General features: G+C 61.2%; 11 protein-coding genes. 3 read left to right on the top strand and 8 right to left on the bottom strand.

Going from position 1 to position 16,359, the window contains the following annotated elements; translation table 11 throughout:
• The first annotated feature begins 6 nt into the window (after positions 1 to 6).
• Positions 7 to 1,839, top strand: a complete 1,833-nt coding sequence (locus K1X80_RS08310; protein WP_186625257.1) for an ABC transporter ATP-binding protein — start codon at positions 7 to 9, stop codon at positions 1,837 to 1,839.
• 164 nt (positions 1,840 to 2,003) lie between these two features.
• Complete coding sequence (gene aqpZ, locus K1X80_RS08305; protein ID WP_057441240.1) at positions 2,004 to 2,705, top strand: aquaporin Z; 702 nt, start codon at positions 2,004 to 2,006, stop codon at positions 2,703 to 2,705.
• A 102-nt stretch (positions 2,706 to 2,807) separates the two neighbouring features.
• Here the strand turns inward: aqpZ and K1X80_RS08300 are convergent, their stop codons facing one another.
• The 7 genes from K1X80_RS08300 to aceK form a co-directional block, all read right to left on the bottom strand.
• On the bottom strand, positions 2,808 to 3,932 hold the full coding sequence (locus K1X80_RS08300; RefSeq protein ID WP_186625255.1) for a GNAT family N-acetyltransferase: 1,125 nt from the start codon (positions 3,930 to 3,932) through the stop codon (positions 2,808 to 2,810).
• 165 nt (positions 3,933 to 4,097) lie between these two features.
• Positions 4,098 to 5,432, bottom strand: a complete 1,335-nt coding sequence (locus K1X80_RS08295) for an OprO/OprP family phosphate-selective porin (RefSeq protein ID WP_057441247.1) — start codon at positions 5,430 to 5,432, stop codon at positions 4,098 to 4,100.
• Positions 5,433 to 5,768: 336 nt separating this feature from the next.
• Positions 5,769 to 6,002, bottom strand: a complete 234-nt coding sequence (locus K1X80_RS08290; protein WP_057441249.1) for an anti-sigma factor — start codon at positions 6,000 to 6,002, stop codon at positions 5,769 to 5,771.
• Complete coding sequence (locus tag K1X80_RS08285) at positions 5,996 to 6,610, bottom strand: RNA polymerase sigma factor (RefSeq protein ID WP_057441254.1); 615 nt, start codon at positions 6,608 to 6,610, stop codon at positions 5,996 to 5,998. Before K1X80_RS08285 ends, K1X80_RS08290 begins: the two co-directional genes overlap by 7 nt.
• A 43-nt stretch (positions 6,611 to 6,653) precedes the next feature.
• The gene (locus tag K1X80_RS08280; protein WP_057958823.1) at positions 6,654 to 7,775 is read right to left on the bottom strand and encodes a beta-ketoacyl-ACP synthase III; all 1,122 of its coding nucleotides are present in this window, start codon (positions 7,773 to 7,775) and stop codon (positions 6,654 to 6,656) included.
• 226 nt (positions 7,776 to 8,001) lie between these two features.
• Positions 8,002 to 11,913, bottom strand: coding sequence for an ATP-dependent RNA helicase HrpA (hrpA, locus tag K1X80_RS08275; protein WP_057958822.1), 3,912 nt, complete (start codon positions 11,911 to 11,913; stop codon positions 8,002 to 8,004).
• A 207-nt stretch (positions 11,914 to 12,120) separates the two neighbouring features.
• Entirely contained in the window at positions 12,121 to 13,854 is a 1,734-nt protein-coding gene (aceK, locus tag K1X80_RS08270; RefSeq protein WP_057441325.1) for a bifunctional isocitrate dehydrogenase kinase/phosphatase, read from the bottom strand.
• 226 nt (positions 13,855 to 14,080) lie between these two features.
• Here aceK and K1X80_RS08265 point away from each other — a divergent pair, with 226 nt between their 5' ends.
• Positions 14,081 to 14,977, top strand: coding sequence for a DMT family transporter (locus K1X80_RS08265; RefSeq protein ID WP_120732165.1), 897 nt, complete (start codon positions 14,081 to 14,083; stop codon positions 14,975 to 14,977).
• Between the two features lie 30 nt (positions 14,978 to 15,007).
• Here the strand turns inward: K1X80_RS08265 and K1X80_RS08260 are convergent, their stop codons facing one another.
• Positions 15,008 to 15,868 (bottom strand): DMT family transporter, encoded by an 861-nt coding sequence (locus tag K1X80_RS08260; RefSeq protein WP_057958820.1) that lies wholly within the window; start codon positions 15,866 to 15,868, stop codon positions 15,008 to 15,010.
• Between the last annotated feature and the right edge of the window lie 491 nt (positions 15,869 to 16,359).

Below are 16,359 nucleotides of genomic sequence, written 5' to 3'. Positions count from 1 at the left end.
GACCTAATGCTCTATCGTCGTTTTGAACAACTGATCGACATCTTCCGCGACGCTCCCAGCGCGGCACCTCCGGATAAAGTCCTACCCTTCTACCTCTATTACCTGCGCCAGGTGTGGCCGTGTTTTGCCGCGCTGTTGGTGGTGGGCCTGATCGGCGCGCTGATTGAAGTGGCGCTGTTCAGCTACCTGAGCCGCATCATCGACCTGGCCCAAGGCACGCCGCCGGCCAACTTCTTCCAGATCCACGCCACCGAGTTGATCTGGATGGCCGTGGTTGCCTTGCTGCTGCGCCCGATCTTCGGTGCCCTGCACGATTTGCTGGTGCACCAGACCATCAGCCCCGGCATGACCAGCCTGATCCGCTGGCAGAACCACAGCTATGTGCTCAAGCAGAGCCTGAACTTCTTCCAGAACGACTTCGCCGGGCGTATTGCCCAGCGCATCATGCAGACCGGCAACTCGCTGCGCGACTCGGCCGTGGCCGCCGTCGATGCCATCTGGCACGTAGCAATCTACGCCATCAGCTCCCTGGTGCTGTTCGCCGAAGCCGACTGGCGCCTGATGATCCCGCTGGTCACCTGGATCATCGCCTACAGCCTGGCGCTGCGCTACTTCGTGCCACGGGTCAAGGAACGCTCGGTCATCTCGTCCGAGGCGCGCTCCAAATTGATGGGCCGCATCGTTGATGGCTACACCAATATCACCACCTTGAAGCTGTTCGCCCACACCCAGTCCGAACAGGAGTACGCCAAGGAAGCGATCATCGAGCAAACCGAAAAAACCCAGCTGGCCAGCCGCGTGGTCACCAGCATGGACGTGGTCATCACCACCATGAACGGCCTGCTGATCGTCACCACCACCGGCCTGGCCCTGTGGCTGTGGACGCAGTCGCTGATCTCGGTCGGTGCCATTGCCCTGGCCACCGGCCTGGTGATCCGCATCGTCAACATGTCCGGCTGGATCATGTGGGTGGTCAACGGCATTTTCGAGAACATCGGCATGGTCCAGGACGGTCTGAAAACCATCGCCCAGCCGCTGGCGGTGATCGACCGCGAAAACGCCCCGCGCCTGAGCGTGCCCCGCGGCGAAGTGCGCTTCGAACAGGTCGACTTCCACTATGGCAAGAGCAGCGGCATCATCGGTGGCCTGAACCTGGTCATCAAACCGGGGGAGAAGATCGGCCTGATTGGCCCGTCCGGTGCCGGCAAATCGACCCTGGTCAACCTGCTGCTGCGCCTCTACGACCTGCAAGGCGGACGCATCCTGATCGACGGCCAGAACATTGCCGAAGTGGCCCAGGAAAGCCTGCGCGAACGCATCGGCATGATTACCCAGGACACCTCGCTGCTGCACCGCTCGATCCGCGACAACTTGCTGTATGGCAAGCCCGATGCCACTGACCAAGAGCTCTGGGACGCGATCCGCAAGGCCCGCGCCGACGAATTTATCCCGCTGCTGTCGGACGCCGAGGGCCGGATTGGCCTGGATGCCCACGTCGGTGAGCGCGGGGTGAAACTCTCCGGCGGGCAACGCCAACGCATCGCTATCGCCCGGGTCCTGCTCAAGGACGCACCGATCCTGATCATGGACGAAGCCACCTCGGCCCTGGACTCGGAAGTGGAAGCGGCCATCCAGGAAAGCCTGGAAACCCTGATGCAAGGCAAGACGGTGATCGCCATCGCTCACCGCCTGTCCACGATTGCCCGAATGGACAGGTTGGTGGTCCTGGAAAAAGGCCAGATCGCCGAGAGTGGCAGCCATGCCCAGTTGCTGGCACATGGCGGCCTGTACTCGCGATTGTGGCAGCACCAGACCGGAGGTTTCGTAGGTATCGACTGATTTCGGACTACTAACGGCGCTATCAATTCCGAACAATTCTGACAGTTTTTTCTATCTTGCTGGCCGTGTATCACAATCCTGCTGTACTGCAATCAGGGTCCAGGAGGGCCCTGACATCAGACTGCAGGGAAGCATCACACCCGTTGATTTAGAAGGACGCGTTCATGTCTCTGTTCAGACGTTCCGTTACGGAAGGGTTGGGTACGTTTTGGCTGGTGTTGGGTGGCTGCGGGAGTGCCGTTCTGGCCGCAGCCTTCCCGGATGTCGGAATCGGCCTGTTGGGCGTATCGCTGGCCTTCGGGCTTACCGTGTTGACCATGGCATTTGCCATTGGCCATATCAGCGGCTGTCACCTCAACCCGGCGGTCACCGTGGGCTTGGTGGTCGGCGGCAGGTTTGCGGCCAAGGAGATGCCTGCGTATATCGTCGCGCAAGTCATTGGCGGCGTAGTGGCAGCGGCCTTGCTGTACTTCATTGCCAGCGGCAAACCGGGTTTCGAACTGGCGGCGGGGCTGGCATCCAATGGTTACGGTGAACATTCGCCGGGCGGCTATTCAATGGCGGCGGGGTTTGTCACTGAACTGGTGATGACCGCGATGTTCGTGCTGATCATCCTCGGCGCCACCGACCGTCGTGCACCGGCTGGCCTGGCGCCCATCGCCATTGGCCTGGGGCTGACGCTGATCCACCTGATCTCCATTCCGGTCACCAACACCTCGGTCAACCCGGCCCGCAGCACCGGCCCTGCGCTGATTGTCGGCGGGTGGGCAATCCAGCAACTGTGGCTGTTCTGGCTGGCGCCGATCCTTGGCGCGGTGATCGGTGGCATCACCTACCGTTGGTTGGGCAAGGAAGAAAAGGCCTGATCCAACCGCGATGCACCTTGTAGACGCTGGCTTGCCGGCGATAACGGACTAACTGCCAGCACATCATGGGCAGATACACCGTCATCGCCGGCAAGCTGGCTCCTACACCTGTCGATAAGGCAACGCCAAACGCGCCTCCTCGGCATACGCCAGAATCCCCACCCGCTCGCGTTCCAGGAAATCCGCCACAGCGGTTTTCAAGCCTGGATGGCGCAAGTAGTGCCAGGAATGGGTAATCACCGGCTCAAACCCACGAATCAACTTGTGCTCGCCCTGGGCCCCGGCGTCGAAACGCTGCAGGCCATTGGCGATCGCGTAGTCCATGCCTTGATAGAAGCAGGTCTCGAAATGCAGCCGGTCAAATTCGCCCAGGCAGCCCCAATAGCGGCCATATAGGCTGTCGCCTCCGATCAGGCTGAACGCCATGGCCACCGGCCGCGCCCCTTGCTTGGCCAGCACCACCCGTATCGCCTGCGGCATGCGCTCGGCCAGCAGGCTGAAAAACGCCCGCGTCAGGTACGGTGACTGCCGGCGCACGGCGTAGGTGTTGGCGTAGCAGGCGTAGACAAAATCCCACTGGGCCTCGCTCAGCTCATGGCCTTGCAGCCACTCGAACTCGATGCCCTGCCCCGCGACCTGTTCGCGCTCCTTGCGCATCTGTTTGCGTTTGCGCGAACTCAGGGCGTCGAGGAAGTCCTGGAAGTCGCGATAACTGCGGTTCTGCCAGTGGAACTGGCAACCCAGACGCGCAAGCCAACCGGGTTGCTGGCCCAGGGCGGCATCGGCCAGGGCATCGGTGAAGTTGATATGGGCACTGGAAAGGCCTTCGATTTCCAGGTAACCAGGCAGGCTCTGGAGCAACTCCAGGCCGTCCGCACCATTGGCCACCAGCAAGCGCGGCCCGCTGACCGGGCTGAAAGGCACTGCTGTCAGCAGTTTGGGGTAGTACTCGATGCCCGCGCGTGCGCAAGCGTCAGCCCAGCCATGGTCGAACACGTATTCGCCATAAGAGTGCCATTTGCGGTAGCTGGGCAGCGCCGCCACCAGCCGCTCTCCCTCGTAATGCAGCAAGTGCTCCGGCTGCCAGCCAGAATGCCGGCCAAGGCTGGCACTGTCTTCCAGCGCACTGAGGAAGGCATGGCGCAGAAACGGCTGATCCTCGGGGACCAAGGCGTTCCATTCATCAGGCGATACTTCGGACAGGCTATTCAAACGTTTCAACGGCATGCCATTCCCCGACGGTAAACGCTCGCTCACAATATTCAGGCCATTCTGACAGAACCCGCCGCCCGCGCGGGCAGCAAAAAAAAACCCCGCCAATCGGCGGGGTAAAAAAGAGGATCGCGCTTTAACGGATGAAGAAAGAGCGCGTTGGAGCGGTATGACCGTTGCTTAGAACACGTACTGCACACGACCGACGATGGAATCACCGCTGTCATCGCCATTGGCGTTGGTGATCTTGTCGGTGCTGACCTTGCTGTAGTTCAGGGACAGCTTGACCGCTTCGTTGGCGTACCAGTTCACACCCAGGGTGTTGACGTTGGCCTTGGCATCGCCGGTTTCGCGGGTAGCGCTGCTGACGACGATGTTTTTGTCGTCAACCTTGATGTTGTCGTAGCGGTAGAACACTTCCCAGGCGCCGTACTGCTTGTTCTCAGGCTTGATGGCGTCGAACTTGCCGCCGTCGAGCTTGTAGGCACGGGATTCGCCGGTCAGGGTGTAGGCCAGTTGGCCGTAGAAACCGCTGGTTTTCACGTCCTGGTAGGCATTGCTGTCAGCTTTCATCTTGCGGCTCAGGGCTTCAGCCTGCACCGAGAATGGACCGCTGGCGAAGGCAAATTCACCCCCGAATACCGTGTCGGTATCGTAGGCGCCAACCGCCGTCAGGTTGCTGGCGTTCAGGCCCACACCACCGCCGAAAGTCGCGCGGTTGCCGTTGGAGCCGGCATCGTTACCACCGGTAGTTGCTACACCACGGGCGCCGAGACGCGGACGGATCCGCGAGTCGAAGGCGGCGTCGTTCAGGTCACGTGCCGCCAGGTTCAAGCCGAAGTGCAGGACGTTGCCGCCTTTGTTCATCGGTGCCAACACGATACGGCCGTTGAATTGCTTCACGCCCTTGCCGTCTTCGTCGTTGATGTCCTTGGAAGCCAGGCTGGCGGAGCCGTAGAACATATCAGCCGCAGTGCCGCTGACCTGGATGCCCATGCCGTTTTCGTGGGTGTTGACCCAGTCTGCAACCTCGTAAGCCGAGTTACGCTCCATGGCGGTGATCCACTTGGAGCTGGTGGCTTTTTCCAGACCGAAATCCGGGTCAAAGCGACCGACGCGGATGGTCACCGGCTTGAAGCCCACATAGGACATGGACGCTTCGTCGAAGTAACCGTCGTCGGAGTTACCCGAGTTGTGGGAGAAGTCGTAGTTGAGCTGGTATTTGAAATCCTTGTAGACGGTGCCACCCAGTTCCAGGAAGGCGCGACGGAAGTAAGCAGCGTCGCCCGAGTCACCGTTCTTGGTGTAGAAGCCGTCAAATGTGCCGTAATCGGCTTGCAAGCGACCACCCAGCTTGAAGCTGAAGTTCTGGTCGGTGGTAGCAACCTCAAGGCCGCCCTTGGTTTTGACAACGATATCGGCGCCGTCAGTAGTGACAGTACCAGCGAAAGCCTGGGCGGTAACGGCCAGGGCCAGGGCGCTGGCCGCGAAACCGGCGAAGTGCTTACGGATCATCGAAGAATTCCCCTAATTGGTGGTCTTTTGCGTTGGAAAACACACGGGTTCTGGCCCGCTGGTGTTGGGAGGGGATCTTGGCGAGGGGATATTTCAGACAAGTTGCCGCAAGATAAATATTTTATTACAGGGGAACTTTCTTACAACCACCGGGAATAAGCGCAACGCTACGGCCGGCGTGGGTTTGAGCAGAAAAAGTACGAGAAATGCCAGGTGAAAAAAAGGTGAAAAAAACTTACAAACCTGCAATGTTTTTCACCGAAAGGCTTTTCAACGACGTAAAAAAGCCCACGACAATGACGTCGCAGGCCTTGGGAAGCGCAGACAGCTCTAGGGTCAGGAGTTGCGTTTACGCTCCGAAGCCAGGCGTTCAGCCAACGCCTCGGCATCGCTCACCGGCGGTTCGGGCAGGAGGCGCAAGGTGGCCTGCATCAGGCGCATCTGGCGAATGAAGCGCCGGCAATTGGCACAAAACATCAAGTGATGGCGCATCAACAGGCGCTCACGAAAGGTCAGTTGCCCATCGAGAAAATCGCTGGAGCGCGCCACTTGTTCTTTGCAGGTCAACATTCGCCGGTTTCCTCGAAATGCTCCACCGTAGCGAAGACTTTAAGCCGCGCCCGGTGCAGCAGTACACGCACATTGGAGAGCGAGATCTGCAGAAGATTACAAATCTCCTCCAGCTCCAGCCCCTGGCGCTCGCGCAACAGCAGCACGCTGCTTTGCAGCTCGGAAAGGCTCAGTAAGGTGTGCTCCAGACACTCACGCAGCTCGTTTTCGGTGAGCAGCGCCTCGGGAGTGTCCTGGTGCCAGGCAAAGGGCGCGATCAGCCAATGCTCATCGCCGGCGGCAAAGCGCTCATCGCCGATGGTGCCATGGGGCGACGGCAGGTCGTCCAGCAACACCTCGCGACGGTTCTGCTTGTAGCGCCCCTTGGCCGAGTTGGCGGTGATGGTCAGCAGCCAGGTCTTGAGGCTGGAACGCCCCTCAAACCGGGCAAGGCTGCGCACCACCGAGAGCCAGGCGTCCTGCACCACCTCGTCGGCATGGCGCTGGCCAACGATGGCGTAGGCCACTGCACGCATCGCACTCTGGTAGGTGGTGACCAACTCCTTGTAGGCCTGCTGCTCACCCTTGAGCAGGCGTTCAAGCAGGTGCGCGTCGTCGGCTGCTGCCATTCAAAACCTCATTGTGCAAGACGTGACCGCAATTGCCTGGTTCTTAGCGCTTGCGCAGGATCACGCTGCCAATCGAATACCCGGCGCCAAACGAGCTGAGTACCGCCAGCGCGCCCTTGGGCAGGTCGTCCTGGTAGGTGTGGAACGCAATCACCGAACCTGCCGAACTGGTGTTGGCGTAGGTATCGAGAATCACCGGCGCTTCTTCGATCTCGGCTTCACGGCCCAGCAGCTTCTTGACGATCAGATGGTTCATGCTCAGGTTGGCCTGGTGCAGCCAGAAGCGTTTCACATCGGTAACGCTCAACTGGTTTTCCGTCAGGTGCTGGCCGATCAATTCGGCAACCATCGGGCAGACATCACGGAAGACTTTGCGGCCTTCTTGCACGAAAAGCTTGTCTGGTGCACCAATCCCCTCTTCCGCCGCGCGGTTGAGGAAGCCGAAATTGTTGCGAATGGTGTTGGAAAACTTGGTCAGCAACTTGGTGCTCACCACGTCGAACTGGTGCTCGGACGTCGCCAGGTCGGCACGCTCCAGAATCACCGCAGTCGCCGCGTCGCCAAAGATGAAGTGGCTGTCACGGTCACGGAAGTTCAGGTGGCCGGTGCAGATCTCCGGGTTGACCATCAGGATCGCACGGGCCTGGCCCAGCTGGATGCTGTTGCAGGCGTTCTGGATACCGAAAGTCGCCGAAGAACACGCCACGTTCATGTCAAAACCAAAACCCTGGATGCCCAGGGCTTCCTGGACTTCGATGGCAATGGCCGGATAGGCGCGTTGCAGGTTGGAGCAGGCGACGATCACCCCGTCGATATCGGCGGCGGTCTTGCCGGCACGCTGCAGGGCTTGCTCGGCGGCGCCCACGGCCATCTGGCAGAGGATCGACCACTCGTCGTTGGAGCGCTCCGGCAGGCGGGGGGTCATGCGCTTGGGGTCGAGGATGCCGTCCTTGTCCATGACAAAACGGCTCTTGATACCCGAAGCCTTTTCGATAAAGGCGGCGCTGGATTCGGTCAACGCCTGAACGTCGCCCTGCTCGATGGCCACGGCGTTGTCGGCATTGAACTGTTGAACGTAAGCATTGAAAGACTGCACCAGCTCTTCGTTGGAGATGCTGTTGGCCGGGGTGTACAGGCCTGTGCCGCTGATGACGACGTTATGCACGGTCGTTCCTCTAAATCTGTTCAGGCAGAAGGGATTGGTACCTTCGTACCAAACCGTAAGTCGCTCTAGTCCGCCGCGCGGACATCAAACGGGGAAACGCTTTGTCCCGGCGCGTCGAGGCTGATACAGCCAATCTAGACGATCCCGGCATTTATAGCGGCGAAGTTTGCCATAAACCGGGGGGTTTGGCGCCTGTCACGCGCACACCCGCCACCGGCACTACAGGTCAAGGTTCGACCTGGCTCCACTGTTTGCTCAAGCGCTTATCGGAAATCGGTGCCTTGGTGCCCAACTGCTGGGCAAACAACGACACCCGGTATTCCTCCAGCCACCAGCGGTAAAGCGCCAGCTGCGGATCGCGCTTGCCTTCCTGGGTGTGCTTGTTCAGGCGCGTCTGGTACTGGCTCCACAGACCACTCAACTCGCTGCTCCAGACCCGGTCCTTCTGCACTTGGCTGGGCAGTTTTTCCAGGCGTAGCTCGATGGCCTTGAGATAGCGCGGCAGTTCCTTGAACCACTGCGCCGGGGTCTCGCGCACAAAGCCCGGGTACACCAGGTTGCTTAGTTGCTGCTTGATATCGTTGAGTGCCACGGCCTGGGCCAGGTCGATCTTGCCCTTGAAACGTTTTTGCAGGCCATGCCACAGCTTCAATACTTCCAGGGTCAGGCGCGCCAGGCGTTCAGCGTGCTCGGTCCAGCTACCACGCTTGCGCTCGGCCAGGGCTGCCAGGCCCGCGCCATCCCGGGGCAGGCTGGCCTCGCCTTCCAGCACGCAGGTGTCGAGGCTGGCCAGCAAAATGTCTTCCACCAGGGCGTCGATACGTCCCAGCTCGCGGTACATCAGCCCCAGCTCGGTAAGGCCCGGCAGCTTGCCGCGCAGGAATTTTGCCGGCTCGGCCAATTGCTGCATCAACAAGCGCTGCAAGGCGCGGCGATGCTGGAACTCGGCTTCGGCGGCCGTGGAGAAACGTCCTTCCTTGACCGTGCCGTTTTCTTCTACCAGCGCCGGATACACCGTCATCGACAGGCCCGCAATCTTCTGCTGGGTAGTCTCGGCAACCGCCGCGAAGACCTTGGCCTCCACCGGCTGCTGGCTTTTGGCAGTTTGCGGCACTGCCAGGGCGGCCTGGCTGGCTTCGACAAACCGCGCAGTCAGCGCTGCCAGGTCGCGGCCCTCACCGAGGAACTTGCCCTGGGCATCGACCACTTCCAGGTTCATCTTCAGGTGGTTTTCCACCTGCTGCGCGGCTTCGCTCCAGGCTTCGTCGCTGACCCGCGCGCCGGTCATGCGCAACAGCTCACGCCCCAGCGCCTGGGGCAGCGAGCCCTGGGCAAATTCGATCCGTTGCAGCGCGGCCTTGACGAAGTCCGGCACCGGCACGAAGTTCTTGCGCAGGGCCTTGGGCAGGTTGCGCACCAGGGCAATGCACTTGGCTTCGATCAGCCCGGGCACCAGCCACTCCAGGCGCTCGGCGGGCAAGGCCGGCAACAGCGGTGCGGGCACGCGCAAGGTCACACCGTCGCGCGGGTGGTTGGGTTCAAAGTGATAACTCAAGGCCAGGGCCAGGTCGCCCAGGTGCAAGGTGTCAGGGTAATGGGCGGCGGTGACTTCACTGGCTTCGCGGGCCAGCACGTCTTCTTCGCGCATGATCAGCAGTTGCGGGTCTTTCTGGCTGGTGATCTTGTACCAACTGTCGAAGGTCGCCGTCTGGTGGATCTCTGCCGGCAGGCGCGCGTCGTAGAAGGCGTACAGGGTTTCTTCGTCAGCCAGGATATCGCGGCGCCGGGCCTTGGCTTCCAGTTCGTCCAATTGCTCCAGCAGCTGTTGATTGGCAGTCAGGCACTTGGCCCGGGACTGGATCTCGCCACGCACCAGGCCTTCGCGGATAAACAGCTCGCGGGACACCACGGGGTCCACCGGCCCGTAATGCACGGGCCGGCGCCCCACCACAATCAGGCCGAACAGGGTGATCTGTTCAAAGGCCACGACCTGGCCGCGCTTCTTCTCCCAGTGGGGTTCGAAGTGGTTTTTCTTGATCAGGTGCCCGGCCAATGGCTCGATCCAGTCGGCATCAATCTTGGCCACCATGCGCGCATACAGCTTGGTGGTCTCCACCAGTTCGGCGGTCATCAACCATTGCGGGCGCTTCTTGCCGATGCCCGATGACGGATGAATCCAGAAGCGCCGCTGGCGGGCGCCGAGGTAGTCGCCGTCTTCGGTTTTCTGGCCGATCTGGCTCAACAGGCCGGACAGCACCGCCTTGTGCAGTTTCGCGAAGTCCGCCGGTTCCTTGTTGACCGTCAACTGCATATCACGGCAGATCAGGCTCAACTGGCGATGGGAGTCGCGCCACTCACGCAGGCGCAGGTAATTGAGGAAGTTCTTGCGGCACCAGTTGCGCAGCGGGCTGGCGGTCAGTTCCTGGCGCTGCTCTTCAAAGCCGCGCCACAGATTGACCAGCCCGGCGAAGTCCGAATCGGGATCCTTCCATTGCGCGTGGGCCTGGTCGGCCGCTTGCTGGCGCTCCGGCGGGCGCTCGCGCGGGTCCTGGATCGACATGGCACTGGCGACGATCAGCACTTCCTGCAAACTGCCGAGCTTGGCCGCTTCCAACAGCATGCGGCCCATGCGCGGGTCCACCGGCAGGCGCGCCAGTTGCCGGCCCAGGGGTGTCAGCTGGCTGTTACGGTCCACCGCCGAGAGTTCCTGCAGCAGGTTGAAGCCATCGCTGATGGCCTTGCCATCCGGCGGCTCGATAAACGGGAAGTCGGTAATTTCACCCAGGCGCAGGTGCAGCATCTGCAGGATCACCGCCGCCAGGTTAGTGCGCAGGATCTCCGGGTCGGTAAATTCCGGGCGCCCGATAAAATCTTCTTCGCTGAACAGGCGCACGCAAATGCCCGGCTCGACCCGACCGCAGCGGCCCTTGCGCTGGTTGGCGCTGGCCTGGGAAATCGCCTCGATCGGCAGGCGCTGGACCTTGGCCCGGTAGCTGTAGCGGCTGATGCGTGCGGTGCCGCTGTCGATCACATAGCGGATGCCCGGCACGGTCAGCGAGGTTTCCGCGACGTTGGTTGCCAGCACCACGCGCCGCCCCGGATGGGACTGGAAAATACGCTGCTGCTCGGCCGGCGACAGGCGCGCGTACAACGGCAGGATTTCCGTGTGCTTGAGCTGGGCCTTGCGCAGCATATCGGCGGCATCGCGGATCTCGCGCTCACCGGGCAGGAACACCAGCACATCGCCTGGGCTCTTGCGCTCGCTGCGTTCAAAGGCGGCGATTTCATCAAGGGTGGCAAGGATCGCCTGGTCCACGGTCAAGTCGTCTTCGACGCGGTTGCCTTCCTCGTCCTGCTCCAGGGTCAGCGGGCGATACCAGGTTTCCACCGGGAACGTGCGCCCGGAGACCTCGACAATCGGCGCATCGTCGAAGTGCTTGGAAAAACGCTCCAGGTCGATGGTCGCCGAGGTGATGATGACTTTCAGGTCCGGGCGGCGTGGCAGCAGGGTCTTCAGGTAACCAAGCAGGAAGTCGATGTTCAGGCTGCGCTCGTGGGCTTCGTCGACGATGATTGTGTCGTAGCGCTCGAGGTATCGGTCGTTCTGGGTTTCGGCCAGCAGGATGCCGTCAGTCATCAGCTTGATCAGGGTGTTGGCGTCGCTCTGGTCCTCGAACCGCACCTGATAGCCCACCAGCGCCCCCAGCGGTGTGGCCAACTCTTCCGCGACCCGGCTCGCCACACTGCGCGCGGCGATCCGCCGGGGCTGGGTATGGCCGATCAAGCCGTACTGGCCGCGACCGATTTCCAGGCAGATCTTCGGCAACTGCGTGGTTTTACCCGAGCCGGTTTCGCCCGCGATGATCAGCACCTGATGCTTGAGCAACGCCGCCTTGATCTCGTCGCGCTTGGCGGCGATGGGCAGGCTGTCGTCATAGCGGACCTGCGGCACGCTGGCCGCGCGCGCCGTGACCTGGGCACAGGACGCCTGCATGCGCGCCACCCACTGCGCCAGCTTCTCCTCATCGGGCTTCTTGCGCAGCTCAAGCAACTGCCGACGCAAGCGGTGGCGGTCGGCGAGCATGGCGTGATCGAGGTTTTTCAGGAGTTGGTCGATAGCGGGCGCTTGGTCAGTCATCAGGTACTTTGAAGGTCGTCTATTTATGCACGGCCGGCAATTGTGGCAGAAAAGCGCACACAACGTTAAAGGCCGCGTAAATCACGCGTGGGAGCTGTCGAGCCCCGGCGAGGCTGCGATGACGGCGGCACGGCCAACATCAATGCTGCCAGGCCCAGCGCTATCGCAGCCTCGCCGGGGCTCGACAGCTCCCACAGGGTTTAGCCCCTATTCGTTATCCAGGCCCTTGCGCCGATACGGGAACACATCAATCACCTTCCCCGCCCGAATCGCCTCCTGCAGGCCTTTCCAGTAGTCGGCGTTGTACAACTCGCCGTGCAGCTCATCGAACAAACGCCGTTGCCCGGCATCGGCAAACAGAAATGGCGGGAACTCTTCGGGGAACACGTCCAGCGGGCCGATGGAGTACCAGGGCTCGGAGGCCATTTCATCTTCCGGGGTGCGCGGTGCCGGGATATGGCGGAAGTTGGCTTCGGTGAGGAAGCAGATCTCGTCGTAGTCGTAGAACACCACGCGACCATGACGGGTGACGCCAAAGTTTTTCAGCAGCATGTCGCCGGGAAAGATATTCGCCGCCGCCAATTGCTTGATGGCCAGGCCGTAGTCTTCGAGGGCTTCGCGCACCTGGGCCTCGTTGGCGTTCTCCAGGTAGAGGTTGAGCGGAGTCATGCGCCGCTCGGTCCAGCAGTGGCGAATCAGTACCGTGTCGCCTTCCACCTCGACTGTGCCGGCAGCCACTTCCAGCAATTCGGCCAGGCATTCAGGCTCGAATTTGCTCAAGGGGAAACGGAAGTCGGCAAACTCCTGGGTGTCGGCCATGCGCCCGACCCGGTCGACACTTTTCACCAGGCGGTACTTCTCGATCACCGTGGCGCGGTTGACGTTTTTCGATGGCGAGAAACGGTCCTTGATGATTTTGAACACCGTGTTGAAACCCGGCAGGGTGAACACGCTCATGACCATCCCGCGCACGCCCGGGGCCATGATGAACTGGTCATCGGTGCTGGCCAGGTGGTTGATCAGCGCCCGGTAGAACTCCGACTTGCCGTGTTTGTAGAAGCCGATGGAGGTGTACAGCTCGGCGATGTGCTTGCCCGGCAGGATGCGTTTGAGAAAGCCGATGAATTCCGCCGGCACCGGCACATCCACCATGAAATAGGAGCGGGTGAACGAGAAGATGATCGACACATCGGCTTCATCGGTGATCAGCGCGTCGATGCGGATACCCTGCCCTTCGCGGTGCAGCAGCGGAATCACAAGCGGCCACTGTTCATCGCGGGTGTAGAGGCGGCCCACCAGGTACGCGCCCTTGTTGCGATAGAGCACCGAGGAAAACAGCTCGACGTTGAGGTCCGGATCCTTGCACACCCAGTCCGGCAGGTTCTCGCGCAGTTGTGCTTCCAGGCGCTGCAGGTCGGCAGGCAGGTCGGCGTAGGGCTCGCTAAAGCGGTAGTCGCTGAAGATCTGCTCGAGCATGCCCGCCAGTTGGCCCTGGGGCTTGTAGGTACGGGTTTGCGCAGCACGGGCGCGGCGCAGGCTCGGGCGGGTGGTATGGATGAACATGCAGCCGTCGCTGATCAGGTCGTGGCTGAACAGCCCGCAAAAGATCGAGTTGTACCAGGTCTCGGACAGCTCATCGTCAAACCGCAGGTCGATCAGGCTGATATAGGCACTCTTGACCAGGGGCCAGGACTGGATGTCCAGCAGCGCGCCCTCGTCGAAGGTAGCCCGCAAACGCGTGGTGACTTCGCCGACCTTCTCTTCATACAGGTTGATCCGCGCCGCCGAGGCCGTTTGCGCCTCTTGCCACTGGGCCTTTTCAAAACGCTCACGGGCGCCGTCGGTGATCTGGCGAAAGTGTTCGCGGTAATCGTCGAAGCCATCGAGGATCATCTGGGCGATGGACTGCGCGGTGTCGATGGCAGACGTTTGCTGCGGCATGTCGGAGACCTCTGCGGGCATTCGGAAGACCTGAGATTAGCCAGTGTCCGCAGCCAGGAGAAGTACAATTTTTGCTGGGAGCTGTGTCCCGGATAGAGGGGCTTCAAACCCTGGCCGTGCACCTCAGTGGCTGGGTGACGCGCTTTATTGTGCAGTGGATACGTAAAAGATTGTGTCAGGCAGGCCCCTGGGCAACACTCTCGCCCTGGTTAAGAAGGAGTTGTCCGTGAGACCTGTCGACACCCTGTACCTGCTGGTACTGGCCGCCATCTGGGGCGCGAGCTTTTTGTTCATGCGAATCATCGCACCGGAAATCGGTACGCTGCCCACGGCGTTTTTCCGCGTTTCGATAGCCGCCGCCGGCCTGCTGGTGATCCTGGCCCTGCTGCGGGTGCGCTGGGACTTCCAGGGCAAGTTCAAGACCGTGCTGTTGCTGGGGGTGATCAACTCGGGGATCCCCGCCACGATGTATTCGGTGGCGGCCCAGGTCTTGCCGGCGGGTTACTCGGCGATTTTCAATGCGACGACGCCGTTGATGGGGGTGTTGATTGGCGGGCTGTTTTTCCATGAACGGCTGACCCCCTCGAAGATCGCCGGGGTGTGCCTGGGGCTGTTCGGCGTAGGCATCCTGACGCGGGCCGGGCCGGTGGCATTTGACCTGGAACTGCTGATGGGCGCCCTCGCCTGCCTGTTGGCCACCACCTGCTACGGCTTCGCCGGCTTCCTGGCGCGCCGCTGGCTGGATCAACAGGGTGGCCTGGACAGCCGTCTTTCAGCACTGGGCAGCATGCTCGGCGCCACATTGTTTCTCTTACCCTGGTTTGGCTGGAACGCCATCAGCCATCCGCCGGCCAGCTGGGGCGGCTGGAATGTGTGGTTGTCGTTGCTGGGCCTGGGACTGCTGTGTACGGCGTTCGCCTACATCTTGTACTTCCGTTTGCTGACCTCCATCGGGCCAGTGAAGTCGATGACGGTCACCTTCATGATTCCGCCATTCGGCGTGTTGTGGGGGGCGTTGCTGCTGGATGAGCCATTGTCCATGGCGCACCTGTACGGCGGGATGTTGATCGCGGGGGCATTGTGGCTGGTGCTGCGGCCGGGGAAATTGATCAAAGCTGTGTAGGAGCCGGCTTTCGGCTCCTACACAGGGGTATCACGCTTTACGGAAGACGAATACCAACCCAATGATGATCAAACCCATCCCCAGCACGCTCAGCACTGCCAGCCGATTGCCGAAGATCAGGTAGTCCATCACCGCAGTGACTGCCGGCACCAGGTAGAACAGGCTGGTGACATTCACCAGGTTACCCCGTGCAATCAGGCGGTATAGCAGCAGCGTCGCCAACACAGACACCACCAGCCCCATCCACAGCACCGGCAGGTAGAAGCCGCTGTTGTGCTCGAAAGCAAAGGGCTGGAACGGCACGAACACTGCGCACAGCAACAAGCCCGCCAGGTACTGCACCGGCAAGGTGCCCAATGGGTTATCGGTGATGCGCTTCTGCATGATCGAGCCCAGGGTCATGCTCGCCAGCGCCAGCAAACCAAACAGCATGCCGGCCAGGGACATGCCGGCCAGACCGATGCCCTGGTACACCACCATGATCAGGCCCGCCAGGCCCAACGCCAGGCCGAACATCCGGCGCCATGAACGCTGGCGCTCCATCAGCACCACGGTGAGGATCGGTTGCACACCCATGATGGTCGCCATCACGCCGGGGGTGACCTTCAGGTCCAGGGCCAGCAGATAAAAAATCTGATAGGCCCCCAGTAGCACCAGCCCGGTGGCCGCCGCATACCACAGCGGTTTGCCCGCGCGCGGCAACTGCAGCTTGAGGATCGGCACCAGCAGCACCAGGCCCGCCAGGGCAATGGCAAAGCGAATCAACAGGAAGGCAAAGGGTGACGCATGGGCCAGGCCCAACTTGGAGAAAATCGCCCCGCTGCTCCACAGCAGGACAAACAGGCTCGTCGAGGCCGCCGCGGCCACGGATTGTTTCGAAATAACAGACATAAGAACACCTGTAGTCAGGCAAAAAGCCAACTCAGCCAAGGCTGAAATTCAGTAGGTTCGGTACAGGCGGGCAACGGGGAACAGCAGTTTGCTGATCAGCCCGAAACGCCAACGCCCGGCGGTGATACGACTGCGTACACCGGCGTGCTACTGACAGGTGGGGGGTAATGACTGATCTGCACAGGCTGCGGATTCCCGCACGGCACGACCGCAGCGTTGACCGCTGAATCGACTACCGCTATGCGTGGGGATGCAGGCATGGGCTGATCTTTTTTGAAGGGATGAAAGGTGCTGCGAAACACCTGGCGCCGACTATAACCAGCCGGCGACACGCTTTGCAATGGCTTTGCCAAAAGGCCAGTAAGGACACGTTGAGAAACCACCTCTAGCCTTGGGAAAAACCAACGCACTCCACTTAAGGAGACTTTCGACTCATGACCGCCAATGCCAAAAACACGCGGCGCCTTGCGATACCAGCTCTACCGATCCAA

This window comes from Pseudomonas sp. So3.2b (genome assembly GCF_019464415.1).
Classification (GTDB): Bacteria; Pseudomonadota; Gammaproteobacteria; order Pseudomonadales; family Pseudomonadaceae; genus Aquipseudomonas; species Aquipseudomonas shahriarae.
This window is presented reverse-complemented; position numbering and strand designations above follow the sequence as displayed.

Excerpts from the sequence above, each read along its gene's own strand:
- K1X80_RS08295 (WP_057441247.1), bottom strand. The coding sequence starts at position 5,432 with ATGATCCGTAAGCACTTCGCCGGTTTCGCGGCCAGCGCCCTGGCCCTG.
- aceK (WP_057441325.1), bottom strand. The coding sequence starts at position 13,854 with ATGCCGCAGCAAACGTCTGCCATCGACACCGCGCAGTCCATCGCCCAG.
- K1X80_RS08260 (WP_057958820.1), bottom strand. The coding sequence starts at position 15,868 with ATGTCTGTTATTTCGAAACAATCCGTGGCCGCGGCGGCCTCGACGAGC.
- K1X80_RS08300 (WP_186625255.1), bottom strand. The coding sequence starts at position 3,932 with ATGCCGTTGAAACGTTTGAATAGCCTGTCCGAAGTATCGCCTGATGAA.
- K1X80_RS08310 (WP_186625257.1), top strand. The coding sequence starts at position 7 with ATGCTCTATCGTCGTTTTGAACAACTGATCGACATCTTCCGCGACGCT.
- aqpZ (WP_057441240.1), top strand. The coding sequence starts at position 2,004 with ATGTCTCTGTTCAGACGTTCCGTTACGGAAGGGTTGGGTACGTTTTGG.
- K1X80_RS08285 (WP_057441254.1), bottom strand. The coding sequence starts at position 6,610 with ATGGCAGCAGCCGACGACGCGCACCTGCTTGAACGCCTGCTCAAGGGT.
- hrpA (WP_057958822.1), bottom strand. The coding sequence starts at position 11,913 with ATGACTGACCAAGCGCCCGCTATCGACCAACTCCTGAAAAACCTCGAT.
- K1X80_RS08290 (WP_057441249.1), bottom strand. The coding sequence starts at position 6,002 with ATGTTGACCTGCAAAGAACAAGTGGCGCGCTCCAGCGATTTTCTCGAT.